The sequence below is a fragment of the Collinsella sp. BIOML-A6 genome, assembly GCF_009875845.1.
Classification (GTDB): Bacteria; Actinomycetota; Coriobacteriia; order Coriobacteriales; family Coriobacteriaceae; genus Collinsella; species Collinsella aerofaciens_H.
The window spans coordinates 13,874-27,038 of sequence record NZ_WWSL01000019.1 but is presented as its reverse complement, the minus strand read 5'-3'; the positions used below and the strand labels follow the sequence as shown (position 1 = coordinate 27,038).

12 protein-coding genes are annotated in these 13,165 nt (G+C 61.5%); 9 read left to right on the top strand and 3 right to left on the bottom strand.

Translation table 11 applies throughout. The annotated features are described in order from the left end of the window. The first annotated feature begins 51 nt into the window (after nucleotides 1–51). From GT495_RS07410 to GT495_RS07370, 9 genes are all read left to right on the top strand, one after another. Nucleotides 52–714, top strand: coding sequence for an HAD hydrolase-like protein (locus GT495_RS07410; protein ID WP_156598771.1), 663 nt, complete (start codon nucleotides 52–54; stop codon nucleotides 712–714). Between the two features lie 54 nt (nucleotides 715–768). Beyond that, the gene (locus tag GT495_RS07405; protein WP_161162138.1) at nucleotides 769–2,205 is read left to right on the top strand and encodes a M20 family metallopeptidase; all 1,437 of its coding nucleotides are present in this window, start codon (nucleotides 769–771) and stop codon (nucleotides 2,203–2,205) included. Nucleotides 2,206–2,760: 555 nt separating this feature from the next. Beyond that, nucleotides 2,761–3,717 carry a phosphate ABC transporter substrate-binding protein gene (locus tag GT495_RS07400; protein ID WP_240128140.1) on the top strand — a complete coding sequence of 319 codons (957 nt, stop codon included), beginning with the start codon at nucleotides 2,761–2,763 and terminating at the stop codon, nucleotides 3,715–3,717. A gap of 25 nt (nucleotides 3,718–3,742) precedes the next feature. After that, complete coding sequence (pstC, locus tag GT495_RS07395; protein WP_161162137.1) at nucleotides 3,743–4,651, top strand: phosphate ABC transporter permease subunit PstC; 909 nt, start codon at nucleotides 3,743–3,745, stop codon at nucleotides 4,649–4,651. After that, nucleotides 4,644–5,570 carry a phosphate ABC transporter permease PstA gene (gene pstA, locus GT495_RS07390; RefSeq protein WP_193221614.1) on the top strand — a complete coding sequence of 309 codons (927 nt, stop codon included), beginning with the start codon at nucleotides 4,644–4,646 and terminating at the stop codon, nucleotides 5,568–5,570. Before pstC ends, pstA begins: the two co-directional genes overlap by 8 nt. Then, the gene (gene pstB, locus GT495_RS07385; RefSeq protein ID WP_161162136.1) at nucleotides 5,567–6,439 is read left to right on the top strand and encodes a phosphate ABC transporter ATP-binding protein PstB; all 873 of its coding nucleotides are present in this window, start codon (nucleotides 5,567–5,569) and stop codon (nucleotides 6,437–6,439) included. Before pstA ends, pstB begins: the two co-directional genes overlap by 4 nt. Before the next feature lie 296 nt (nucleotides 6,440–6,735). Beyond that, complete coding sequence (locus GT495_RS07380; RefSeq protein WP_161162135.1) at nucleotides 6,736–8,595, top strand: ABC-F family ATP-binding cassette domain-containing protein; 1,860 nt, start codon at nucleotides 6,736–6,738, stop codon at nucleotides 8,593–8,595. Between the two features lie 6 nt (nucleotides 8,596–8,601). Further along, complete coding sequence (locus GT495_RS07375; protein WP_161162134.1) at nucleotides 8,602–9,372, top strand: Cof-type HAD-IIB family hydrolase; 771 nt, start codon at nucleotides 8,602–8,604, stop codon at nucleotides 9,370–9,372. A gap of 210 nt (nucleotides 9,373–9,582) precedes the next feature. Beyond that, on the top strand, nucleotides 9,583–9,960 hold the full coding sequence (locus tag GT495_RS07370; RefSeq protein WP_161162133.1) for a metal-dependent transcriptional regulator: 378 nt from the start codon (nucleotides 9,583–9,585) through the stop codon (nucleotides 9,958–9,960). Nucleotides 9,961–10,180: 220 nt separating this feature from the next. On the opposite strand, the gene GT495_RS07365 is transcribed toward GT495_RS07370, so the two are convergent. The 3 genes from GT495_RS07365 to GT495_RS07355 form a co-directional block, all read right to left on the bottom strand. Then, the gene (locus tag GT495_RS07365) at nucleotides 10,181–12,133 is read right to left on the bottom strand and encodes a heavy metal translocating P-type ATPase (RefSeq protein WP_192924174.1); all 1,953 of its coding nucleotides are present in this window, start codon (nucleotides 12,131–12,133) and stop codon (nucleotides 10,181–10,183) included. A gap of 100 nt (nucleotides 12,134–12,233) precedes the next feature. Then, a complete protein-coding gene (locus tag GT495_RS07360) occupies nucleotides 12,234–12,452 on the bottom strand; it encodes a cation transporter (protein ID WP_152073676.1) in 219 nt (72 codons plus the stop codon). Nucleotides 12,453–12,515: 63 nt separating this feature from the next. Next, the gene (locus tag GT495_RS07355) at nucleotides 12,516–12,881 is read right to left on the bottom strand and encodes a helix-turn-helix transcriptional regulator (RefSeq protein ID WP_161162132.1); all 366 of its coding nucleotides are present in this window, start codon (nucleotides 12,879–12,881) and stop codon (nucleotides 12,516–12,518) included. Nucleotides 12,882–13,165: the final 284 nt, after the last annotated feature.

The window sequence follows — 13,165 nt, the reverse complement described above, 5'->3', positions numbered from 1 at the left end:
ACAGTTTGAAGTGTCGGTGTGGAAATCGTCAACTGGGGAAGAGGGATATCGATGGCGGCATTACAGCTATGCGAGCGGCCGATTGTGCTGTTCGATTTTGACGGCACGGTGGCCGATACGGGCCGGGCGGTGATGGCCTCGACGCGCAAGACGCTTGCCGCGCGCGGATTTTCAGAAGCGCAGATGGGTGACCTGCGCCGCATGATCGGTCCTCCGCTGTGGAAGAGCTTCCACGACTTTTACGGCTTTACGCGCGAGGAATCGCTCGTGGTGGCTGACGAGTACCGTGCCTTTTTTGATGAGCTGGGACCGGAAGAGTACCCCGTGTTTGACGGAATCCCCGAGCTGCTGGATGGGTTGGCCGCGCAGGGGCATCGCATGGCGGTCGCGACGTCGCGCATGGAGGCGAAGTGCATCGATATGGTGCATGAGCTGGGACTTTGCCAGTTCAAAGCCGTGGTTGGCATGAATCCGCCGCAGGGGCGCGAGACTAAGGCCGATTCGGTCCGCGATGCGCTGGCGGCGCTCGGTGCAACGGCCGACGATGCCGTGATGATCGGCGATCGCTTTAACGATGTGGAGGGCGCGCACGCAATGGGCGTGCCGTGTATCGGCATCTATTCGGGCGCGGCGGCGCCGGGGGAGCACGAGGCCGCGGGCGCCGATGCGGTGGTGCACTCGGTGGCCGAGCTTGCTAAACTTTTCGCTGTATAAGTATGCGATGTGAGGGGCGGGCGCACTCGCCGCTCATTGGCAAGGAGGTAGTCTATGAATCAGGTGGAGCAGAGCGTTGCCGAGTACGTTGACGAGGTCTGGGAGGATGTCGTCGCCGATATCGAGCAGCTGGTGAGTTATCCGTCCGTGGCAATTTCTGCCGATGCGGAGCCCGGCGCGCCGTTTGGTCGCCCGGTCCGTGACGCGCTCGATTGCGCGCTCGGCATCGCACAGAAGCTCGGCTACCAGACGAGCGATGACGAGGGCTATGTGGGCATTGCCGATATCCCGGGCCGCGGCGACAAGCAGCTCGCGACTATCTGCCACGTGGACGTGGTGCCCGCCGGGCCCGGTTGGAACACCGACCCGTTTGCGATGGAGCGTCGCGAGGGCTGGCTGCTCGGCCGCGGCGTGATCGACGACAAGGGCCCGGCGGTGCTGTCGCTCTATGCCGGCGCCTATCTGCTCAAGCGCGGCATTACCCCGCGCTATACTTTCCGCGCGCTGCTTGGCTGCGATGAGGAGGTGGGCATGTCCGACGTTCACCATTATCTGGAGAACTACGCGAACCCCGACTTTCTGTTTACACCCGATGCCGAGTTCCCGGTTTGCAACGCCGAGAAGGGTCAGTTTGAGGCGACGTTCGTGAGCCCTAGGATCGACGGCGGGCGCATCGTGTCGTGGAGCGGCGCCGAGGCGACCAACGCGATCCCATCGCAGTCCATTTGCGAGCTTGCGATTGCCGTCGATGAACTGCCGGCGCCGATCGAGAACGCCGACCGCCTGGAGATCACGGCGCTCGGCAACGGCCATGCCCAGATTTTCGCGCACGGTATCGGTGGCCATGCTTCGATGCCCGAGGGGACGATCAACGCCGCCGGCCTGATCGTGACGTACCTGCGCGAGGTCGAGGATGCGTTTGGCGCCCGTGGCGAGTGCCTGCTGACGCCTGCCGAGCACGAGTTCGTCAAGTTCTTGGCCTTTGTGCACGCGGACGCCTATGGTCGCGGCCTGGGAATCGATGCGACGAGCGCGACGTTTGGCCCGCTCACGTGCAACCCCGGCGTCATCCGCGTGGTGGATGGCCACATTGAGCAGGTCATCGACGTACGTTTCCCCGACAGCACGAGCGTCGATACCATGTGCGAGCAGCTCGAGCCGCTCGTGGGCCGCTTTGGTGTGACGTATCGCGTAGGTCGCGCCAAGGTGCCGTTCTCAGTTTCGGCCGACGACCCGGCCGTGAAGGCGCTGATTGACACCTATAACGAGTTTACGGGTAAGCATGCCGAGCCCTTCGCCATGGGCGGTGGCACGTACGCACGCAACTTTGCCCGCGCCGTGTCGTTTGGCCCCGAGGAGACCGGCCTTGAGCTGCCCGCGTGGGGCGGCCAGATGCACGGCCCCAACGAGTGTGCCAACGAGGACCAGCTTAAGCAGGCGCTCAAGATCTACATCGTGGCAATCCTTCGTCTAAACGAACTCGAGCTTTAGGGCTTCCCCAGGCACCCGACCTTGCCCCTCAAACCGTCGCTTGCGTACCATAGTACGCGGCGCTCCTCTTTCGGGGCAATCTCGGGCACCTGGGAAACCCCTATATCCTGCTTGGATACAAACTTGCATTACGAGCCCGGTGCTTTTGCCCGGGCTTTTTGCGTCACTTGGGGACGTTCCTTTTCTGCCGACAGAAAAGGAACGTCCCCAAGTGCCGGCAGATTGACTTTGCCAAAACATGGGGTGGTCATTGGGGACGTTCTTAAATGACTAGTCAAACAAGAACGTCCCCAACGACTACAAGTTGCGGTGGAATAGTTCCTAGAATGGGCCATTTGATGGCCAAGCAGGAACTATTTCACCGCAACTTTGTTTTTATTGGTGTAAAAGGCGCGCCATGCTTGGGTGTGGATTGTTATCCGTTTGTAAAGGCTGGGTAGAGCTTGCGGTAAGGGTCTATCAAATACCCGTAAGAAACCGCAGTTGGCGCGGGCGCTGCCCGATCGGGGCCGTATCTTTCCTAACAGCAAAGCGGGCAGGGTGCCCGCGAGTCGCATGTACGAAAGGAAGATCATGCTCGATCAGGCTTATTCTCGTCGTCAGTTCCTCGGCCTCGCTGGTGGTCTTGCCAGCATCGTTGGTCTCGGTCTCGTTGGTTGCGGCGGCTCCGGCGCATCCGATGCCGCCGACAAGGGTAGCGCCGCTGCTGCCAAGTCCGTCTCCGGCGAGGTGACCTACGACGGTGCCTCCTCGTTCCAGGCTCTCGTCGAGGCCGCTGCCGAGAAGTTCATGGACGCCAACCCCGACGTCTCCATCTCCGGTTCGGGCAATGGTTCGGGCAAGGGCCTGACCGCTGTTGCCGCCGGCACCGTCACCATCGGTAACTCCGACGTCTTCGCCGAGAGCAAGCTCGAGGCCGATCAGGTCAAGAACCTCGTCGACCACGAGGTCGCCGTCGTGGGCATGGGTCCCGTCGTCTCCAAGAACGTCAAGGTCGACGACCTGTCCCTCGAGCAGCTCAAGGGCATCTTCTCCGGCCAGATCACCAACTGGAAGGAGGTCGGCGGCGACGACGCCACCATCGTCGTCCTCAACCGCAAGGCCGGCTCCGGCACCCGCGCCACCTTCGAGGCTGCCGTCTTTGGCGACGAGGCTGTCGACTTTAAGGGCGACGCCGAGCTCGATAAGTCCGGCGACGTCCAGACTCAGATCGCCAGCACCGACAACGCCATCTCCTACCTCGACTTCTCGCACTTCGATGACTCCAAGTTCAACGCCGTCAAGGTCGAGGGCGTCGAGCCCAAGAGCAAGAACGTCACCGACAACTCCTTCAAGATTTGGGCTACCGAGCACATGTACTGCTCTAAGGACGCCGATGAGGCTACCAAGGCCTTCCTGGAGTTCATGCTCTCCGACGATGTCCAGGGCAAGCTCGTCGAGGAGCAGGGCTTCATCCCCGTTTCTGCCATGAAGGTCGTCAAGGACGCCAGCGGCAAGGTCTCCGCTAAATAAGTAATCGCCCCCGGAAAGGTTTGCAATGGCAAAACAGCTGCCAAAGCGCGACCTTGAGAACGTGGGCCTGGGCGTCACGGGCGCGTGCGTAGCGCTCGTGACGCTTGTCGTTGCCGCGCTCATCTTTATGGTCGCCCAAAAGGGCCTCTCGGCTTTTGTCAAGGACGGCGTCTCGGTCGTCGAGTTTTTTACCGGCACCAAGTGGGACCTGGCCAACACGGCTGATAACGGCCTGCCTTATACCGGTGCCCTGCCCCTGATCATCACTTCGTTTTCGGTCATGGTGCTCTCCACGCTCATCGCGCTGCCCATCGCCATCGGCTCTGCCATCTTTGCGGTCGAGATCCAACCCAAATTTGGTTCCAAGGTCTTTCAGCCGCTTATTGAGCTTTTGACCGGTATTCCTTCGGTCGTCTTTGGCCTGATCGGTTTCCACGTGGTCGTCGGCCTTATGAAGAGCGTTTTCCACGTGAGCACGGGCCTGGGCATCCTGCCCGGTGCCATCGTCCTGGCCGTTATGATCCTGCCGACGATGACCACGCTTTCTGTCGACGGCCTGCGCGCCGTGCCCGATAGCTACCGTCAGGGTTCGCTCGCGCTGGGCTACACGCGCTGGCAGACCATCTGGCACGTGGTACTCAAGTCCGCTATGCCGTCGCTCATGACCGCAGTCATCCTTGGCATGACCCGCGCCTTTGGCGAGACGCTCGCCGTGCGCATGGTCATCGGCGGTATCGAGGCCATGCCGACGTCGCTGTTGTCGCCGGCGTCGACCATCACCACCACGCTCACCACGTCCATGGCGGTCTATGCCGAGGGCTCGGCCCAGGACGACGTCCTGTGGGCGCTCGGTCTGCTGCTGATGGGCATGAGCCTCATCTTCATCCTGATCATCCATCTCATTGGCCGCAAGGGGGCGAAGGCTCGTGGCTAGCACGCGCATCCACATCGACGAGGCGAGACTCGGGCGTGTCCAAAAGCAGGACCGCATCGCCACGGCCGTGCTGACGGCGATCGTTGCCATCGTCATGCTCATCGTCGTTTCCATGGTGGCCTATATCCTGTTCGAGGGCATCTCGACACTGTTTAAGCCGGGTTTCCTCACGGAGCCGTCGCGCGCCAACGGCACCCAGGGTGGCGTACTCTATCAACTGTTCGACTCGTTCTACCTGCTGCTGATCACCCTGGTCATCTCGGTGCCCATCAGCCTGGGCGGCGCGGTCTTCCTGGTTGAGTACGCACCCGACGGACCCGTCCGCGACATTGCCTCCACCGCCATCGAGACGCTGTCTTCGCTGCCTTCCATCGTCGTCGGCATGTTCGGCTTTCTGGTGTTCTCGGTGCAGCTGGGCTGGAAGTACTCCATCATCTCCGGTGCCGTCGCGCTCACCATGTTCAACATCCCCATCCTGGTGCGCGTGATTCAGCAGGCGCTTGAGGACGTGCCGCAGGCCCAGCGCGATGCGTGCCTGGCCATGGGCCTCACCCGCTGGGAGGCAACGCTGCACATCTTGATTCCCGAGGCCATGCCCGCCATCGTGACCGGCATCGTGCTTTCGGCCGGCCGTGTCTTTGGCGAGGCCGCAGCATTGCTCTTTACCTCGGGCATGAGCTCGCCAGTTCGCCTGAATTTCTTGAGCTTTAACCTGTCGAGCCCCACTTGCGCCTGGAACGTGTTCCGCCCCGGTGAGTCGCTCGCCGTGCATATCTACAAGATTTACGGCGAGGGCAGCCCCGAGGCCCAGCAGATCGTTTGGGGCACCGCCGCACTGCTGATGGTCTGCGTGCTGCTGTTTAACGTAATCGCCCGCATCGTGGGCAAGCAACTGGCAAGGAAGATGACGGCCGAATGAGCGAGATGAATGCAACGCCCGCAACCGAGGCGGCCACGTCCGAGACCCAGGACTTTCTGTCGAGTGTGGGGGAGAGCGAAAAGCGCGTTCGCGTGAGCGGCAAGGCCGTGAGCGACGAGGTCGTGCTCTCCACCAAGGACGTCAACGTGTACTATGGCGACCACCATGCGCTGCACGATACGTCGCTCGCCTTCCATAAGGGTGAGATCACGGCGCTCATCGGGCCTTCGGGCTGTGGCAAGTCGACCTTCTTGCGTAGCCTCAACCTGATGAATCGCGAGATTCGCGGTTGCCGCGTGGAGGGTGAGATTAACTACCGCGGGCGCAACGTGAACACCAAGACCGAGAACACCTACGAGCTGCGCCGTTCCATTGGCATGGTGTTCCAGCAGCCCAACCCGTTTCGCAAGTCCATTCGCGACAACATCACGTTTGCGCCTAAGCGCCACGGCATCACCGACCGTGACGAGCTCGATCGCATGGTCGAGGAGAGTCTGCGCGGCGCGGCGCTGTGGGACGAGGTCAAGGACAAGCTCGACAAGAGCGCCTATGCGCTTTCAGGCGGTCAGCAGCAGCGCCTGTGCATCGCGCGCACGCTGGCGCTCAATCCCGACGTGATTCTGTTCGACGAGCCCTGCTCGGCGCTCGACCCCATCTCGACGCTGGCGATCGAGGACCTTATGTCGTCGATTGTGGCTGAGCGCGCCATCGTCATCGTGACGCACAACATGGAACAGGCGTCGCGCGTGTCCAACCGCACGGCGTTCTTCTACATGGGCGATATGATCGAGTACGACGAGACTGACGAGATTTTCCAACGGCCCAAGGATCAGCGGCTGAATGATTACCTCACCGGCATGTTCTCCTAGTCCGGGACATGCTTGAGGCCCGCGGCGGCCGCGGTCGCCACGGGACTGATTGGAGAGGCGGGTCATCTCTTGCGGGAGATGGCCCGCCTTTTTGCGTCGTGTGCGGCCGTCGACCTGCCAAAAAGGGACAGGTTTATTTTGGCAGGTTTAACGGTTTACCATAGTACGCACTTGGGTGTTCCGGCGTTTGACCAGATAAAACCTGCCAAAATAAACCTGTCCCTTTTTGGTAGGTTTTCGGGTGGGGCTCGCTGCTATCATGGACAACGTTGAATTTCTACGAAGGAGCAGGGCATATGGCGATTCTTTTGGGATGCGATTCCGTCAGCCTAGAGTTTCCCACCAAGCATATTTTCGATAGCGTAACGCTCGGCGTGGCCGAGGGCGACCGTATTGGCATCGTCGGTAAAAACGGCGACGGCAAGTCGACGCTGCTGAGTGTGCTCGCGGGCACGCTGGAGCCCGACGACGGCCGCGTGACGCATCGCCGCGGCACCACGATCGGATTGCTCGGTCAAAAAGACCAGCTTGTCGACACCGATACCGTGCATCATGCCGTTGTGGGCGACACGCCCGAGTACGAGTGGGCCTCGAGCCCCCGCACGCGCCAGATTCTGGCCGGCCTCATGAGCGATGTGCCCTGGGAGGGCACGGTGGGCGAGCTTTCGGGTGGCCAGCGCCGCCGTGTGGACCTCGCGCGCCTGCTAATCGGCGACTACGACGTGCTCATGCTCGACGAGCCCACTAATCACCTGGACATGCGCACCGTCAACTGGCTCGCGCGTCACTTAAAGGCCCGCTGGCAGCGCGGTCAGGGCGCCATGCTCGTGGTTACGCACGATCGCTGGTTCTTGGACGAGGTCTGCACCAGCATGTGGGAGGTCCACGACGGCCAGGTCGATCCCTTCGAGGGCGGCTACTCGGCATACATCCTGCAGCGTGTGGAGCGCGACCGCATGGCCGCCGTTACCGAGGAGCGCCGTCGCAACATGGCGCGCAAGGAGCTCGCGTGGCTGAGCCGTGGCGCCCAGGCCCGTTCCACCAAGCCCAAGTTTCGCGTGGATGCCGCCCGCGAGCTGATCGCCGACGTGCCGCCCGTGCGCGACGAGCTGGAGCTCAAGCGCCTCGCCGTGAGCCGCCTGGGCAAGCAGGTCATCGACGTGATTGACGTTGACGCCGGCTATGCGGATGCCGGCGGCGCGCCCAAGCAGGTGCTGACTGATGTGACCTGGCTCATTGGTGCGGGCGACCGCTACGGTCTTTTGGGCGAGAACGGCGCTGGCAAGTCCACACTGCTCGATGTGATCAGGGGCAAGATTGAGCCCCTGTCTGGCCGCGTGAAGATCGGCCAGACAGTGCGTTTTGGCGTGCTATCGCAGCAGCTCGAGGAGCTCGAGCCCTACATGGGCGACACGATCCGCGAGGTGCTGAGCAACTATAAGAAGTATTACGTCATCGACGGCAAGGAGACCTCGCCCGAGAAGCTTTGCGAGCGCCTGGGCTTTACGACGCAGCAGCTCTGGAGCCGCATCGGCGACCTTTCGGGCGGCCAGCGCCGTCGCCTGTCGCTGCTGCTGACGATCCTGGACGAGCCTAACGTGCTTATTCTGGACGAGCCGGGCAACGACCTGGATACTGACATGCTGGCGATTGTCGAGGACCTGCTCGACGGCTGGCCGGGCACGCTGATCCTGGTGACGCACGACCGTTTCCTTATGGAGCGCGTGACCGACCAGCAGTGGGCACTGCTTGACGGTCATCTGACGCATATGCCCGGCGGCGTCGACCAGTACCTGCGCCTGTGCAACGCCACGGCCGAGGGCGAGCCCGTGGGCGCGCCGAGCGCCAAGACCGGCACGTTCGACACCGGCGCCGCAGCGGTTGCGGCCGAAAAGCCCAAGACGAGCGGGCAGCCCAACGGTCTTTCCAACGCCGAGCGCCAGAAGTTCCGCCGCGAGGTGAGCTCGCTCGAGCGCAAGATGGAGACGCAGCGCGCTCGCGTGGAGGAGGCCGAGGCCGCGATGGCTCAGGTTGATCCCACCAACTACACGGCACTGGGCGAGCAGCAGGCAAAGATCGACGAGGCTCACGCCGCCATGGATGAGCTGGAGATGGCGTGGCTCGAGGTGAGCGAAAAGCTCGAGGGCGAGGAGTAGACGAGGATGATCAAGGCCGCGTTTTTCGATATCGATGGCACGCTGCTGAGCTTTAAGACCCACCGGATTCCGGCGTCGGCGCAGCAGGTACTCGACAGCTTTCACGAGCAGGGGATTGCGTGCGTGATCGCCACGGGCCGTCCGACCTACCAGATGCCGGACTGGCTGTTCGACCTGGGCTGGGCTGCATACATTACGCTCTCGGGCCAGCACTGCTTTGATGCCGAGGGGGTTTACCGCAGCTGCCCGATCGATACGGATGACGTTGCGGTGATCGTGGACCAGGTGGCGCAGGGGCGCTACGACTCGCTGTGCATGCAGGGCGAGAACTCGTTTGTGAACCGCCTATCCGAGCGCGTGGTGACGGCCGGCAACAACGCGGGAATCGTCTACCACGAGGAGCCATTTGAGCACGCTTTTGACGCACCGGTTTACCAGTTCTGCGCCTTTGTGGATCCGTCCGACGAGCATATCGTGACCGATGCCGTGTCGCATTCGCTCACCACGCGTTGGTGCGATCTGTTCTGCGACATTATTCCGGCCAACGGCGGCAAGGACCTGGGCGTGGCGGCGACGCTCGAGCGGCTGTATATCGACGCGAGCGAGGCGATCGCCTTTGGCGACGGCGAGAACGACCTGTCGATGTTCTCGGCCGTGGGCACAAGTGTGGCCATGGGCAACGCGCAGGACACGGTGAAGGCGGCGGCAACCTACGTGACGACCGCCGTGGACGACGACGGCATCTACAACGCCGCCAAGCACTTTGGCCTGCTATAGCTGCGGCTCGGCACTTGGGGACGTTCCTTTTCTGCCGGCAGCTGGGGACACTCCTTGCGAGTGTGTCACCGCCCCGCTCCTGTGCTGCACATTTTGTGAAACGCGGTTAACTTTTTAGACAACGTAGTAAGACATGGGCAACTTTTGCGGTAAAGTGAATCTAGTAAAAGTATCCAAAGGCTAACTAGAAGCCATCGCGAAAGGCGGCCCATGGCCCTGCGTGAATCCGGAGAAGACTATCTCGAATCGATCTACGTTCTGTCGCAGCGCCAAGGCACGGTGCGCTCAATTGACGTCGCCGAATACCTGGGCGTGACCAAGGCGAGCGTCTCTAAAGCCATGGCGACGCTGGAAAACAGCGGCTACGTGGAGATGGGTAAACGCGATGTGCATCTGACGGAACGCGGTCTTGAAGTTGCCCGTCAAATGTGGGAGCGCCACTGCTTTTTTGTGCAGTTGCTCGAGGACGCCGGCGTAGCGTCCGAGGTTGCCTCGCAAGAGGGCTGCCACATGGAGCACTGCCTGAGCGAGGAAAGCTTCGAGAAGCTAAGAACGATGCTGGGGCGGGACAGCGATCGGGACCAGTAACCCCATCAACTAAGTCCAATTCAGACAAGGAACCCCGCCAGCAAGCGATGCCCAAGAACCAACAGCGATGTTACCGCAGGCCGGAGCCGGGTTTGGTTTAGAAAACAATCCGCAGCGCGAGGCCCGCCTTTCTGTTGCTCTGCAGGAGCAGGAAAGACGGGCCTCATGCGCGAGGACGTTTCAAAACCAAACCCGGCTCCGGCCGGACAGCCCACGAACGCTACAGGTTCTTGACCCCCATCGCGCGCATGGCGTTCAGGATGGCGATGATCGCCACGCCCACATCGCCAAAGACGGCAAGCCACATGTTGGCGATGCCGAGCGCCGCAAGCACCAAAATCAGCAGCTTAATACCCAGCGCAAAGATGATGTTCTGCCAAACAATCGACATGGTCTTGCGCGCCACGCGAATAGCGCGGGCGATGTTGGATGGCTTGTCATCCATGAGCACGACGTCGGCGGCCTCGATCGCGGCGTCGGACCCCATGGCGCCCATGGCAATGCCCACATCGGCACGGGTGAGCACGGGCGCATCGTTGATGCCGTCGCCGACAAAGGCGAGCTTGCCCTTGCCGCTTTCGGCCGCGAGCAGCGCTTCAACGCGCTCGACCTTATCGCCCGGCAGCAGCTGCGCATGGAACTCGTCGAGGCCGAGCTGCTTGGCCACTGTCGCTGCTACTTCCTCGCGGTCGCCCGTGAGCATAACGGTGCACTTGACGCCGGCGGCGTGCAGGTCGCGGATCGTCTGCTCGGCATCGGCTTTTACGGTGTCTGCAATCACGATGTGGCCGGCGTACACGCCGTCAACGAGCACATGCAGAATCGTTCCGACGACCTTGCAATCGGGCGCTTCGACTCCGGCCGCGGCGAGCATCTTTGCGTTGCCAACGACGACATGCTTGCCGTCGATGGTTGCCGTCACGCCGCGGCCCGCATCGTTGGCGGAGTCGCTCACCCGCTTGGGGTCGACCTCGCCCTGGTAGGCGACGCGCACGGACTGCGCGATGGGGTGATCGGAGAACGACTCAGCAAGGGCTGCGACCTCGAGCAACGACTGCTCGGTATAGCCAGCCTCGGGGTGCACCGCGACCACCGAGAACGTGCCGTTGGTGAGGGTGCCCGTCTTGTCAAAGACAACGGTGTCCACGTCGGCGAGCGTCTCGAGATAGTTAGAACCCTTGATGAGAACGCCCAGCTTGGACGCGCCGCCGATGCCGCCAAAGAAGCTCAGCGGCACGCTGATCACGAGCGCGCACGGGCAGCTGACGACCAGGAAGGTCAGACCGCGCAGAATCCAGTCGGACCAGGCGCCGGTGATCAGGCCGCCGCCAAGCGCGAGCACCGCGGCCGCGCCGGTGACGGCGGGCGTGTAGACGCGGGCAAAGCGCGTGATGAAGTTCTCGGTATGCGCCTTCTTCTCGCTGGCATTCTCCACGAGCTCCAGGACGCGCGCGACGGTGGACTCGCCAAACGGCCTGGTGGTGCGCACGTGGATGAGGCCCGTCATGTTGATGCAGCCGCTGATGATATCGTCGCCGGACTTGGCGGGGCGGGGGACTGACTCGCCCGTGAGCGCGGCGGTATCGAGCTGGGTTTCGCCCTCGACGATGACGCCGTCGATGGGCACGCGCTCGCCGGGCTTGACCACGATCACGGTGCCGACGGCGATGTCATCGGGAAAGACCTGTTCGAGTGTGCCGTCGGCTTGCTCGACGTTAGCGTAGTCGGGCGCGATGTCCATCATGGCACTGATTGACTTGCGGCTCTTGCCCACGGCGTATGCCTGGAACAGCTCGCCGACCTGGTAGAACAGCATGACGGCGGCACCTTCGGCCATGTGCGGGTCGGTATCGGGGAAGAGCACCATGGTAAACGCGCCGATAGTCGCGACGGCCATGAGGAAGCTCTCGTCGAAGGCCTTGCCGCGGCGGATGTTACTGAATGCCTTTTGCAGTACGTCGTAGCCGGCAATCAAAAACGGCACGAGGAACAGCACGAAGCTGGCGTAGATGTCGCCCGGGGTGCCGAATGCGGCGGCGAGGGTGCCGAGCTCATCGAGGGCGTACACCACGGCAAAAATGCCCAGCGCTACCAGGATGCGGTTGCGCTTATGCTCGAGTGACTCTTTTTTCTTGCGCTTCTTCTTTTTCTTCTTGGGGTCGCCGGTGGCCATGACTCGTATCCTCCCATTTGAATGTATGAACACTCGCTCATATAATTTCGCGAGCAAAGGCCGCGGCAAGCGCGGCCTTGCAGGTTGGCGTAAACCTGAACTAGAGAATGATCTCGCAGTCCGGCTCGGCGTCGGCCGTAAACTCTACAACGCGGTTGAGCACCTCGTCGAACTCGGCGTCATCGGCCTCGAGCGTCAACTTCTGGGTCATATAGTTGACGGACACGGATTTGACGCCCTCGAGTTTGGCCAGCTCGTCCTGAAGCTCGCGCGCACAGTTGGCGCAGTCGATCTCGTCGAGCTTGAATTGCTTTTTCATGGTGGGTTCCTTTCCCTGTGTTGGCGACCTGGGTGCCGGTCGCGTTGATACCGTGGTTGGTTGCTATTCGCAGATATGGCTCATGCCCTGGTTGAGCATGGTGTAGACATGATCGTCGGCAAGCGAGTAGAGGATGTTGCGGCCGTCGCGGCGGAACTTGACCAGGCGCGACTGCTTAAGCGTGCGCAGCTGGTGCGATACTGCCGACTGCGAGGTTGCGGTCGCCTCGGCGATGTCGGCTACGCAGAGCTCGCGGCCCATGAGGGCATAGAGAATCTTGATGCGCGTGGTGTCGCTGAAGACCTTGAACAGGTCTGCGAGGTCGTAGAGAAGTTCCTCGTCGGGAAGGTCCTCGGGCGAGCAGGTGGTGGGGATCACGGGCTCGGTGGCCTCGATGTCGGGCTTCGTTTCATCAACGCGGATGCTCATTGCAATGTCCTTTCATATGAACATGCGCTCATATAACTTGCTTCCGATTATATGAGCGCATGTTCATATGTCAATACAATTGGCGATAATTTCGATGACTGCTTGCCGCCTCTGCGATTTTCTGTGGGTTGGGATGTATCGATGCCATGCTCGCCAACATATTTCGAGATGTTCGGCCAACATGTTAAGAAAGCTGTCTCGAGAAGCATTAGAACTGTTCATATTTGTACTTTATCTTGTTAAATACCGTGAGAATCAGTTTTTACTCTACGGGAGTTCCTGCA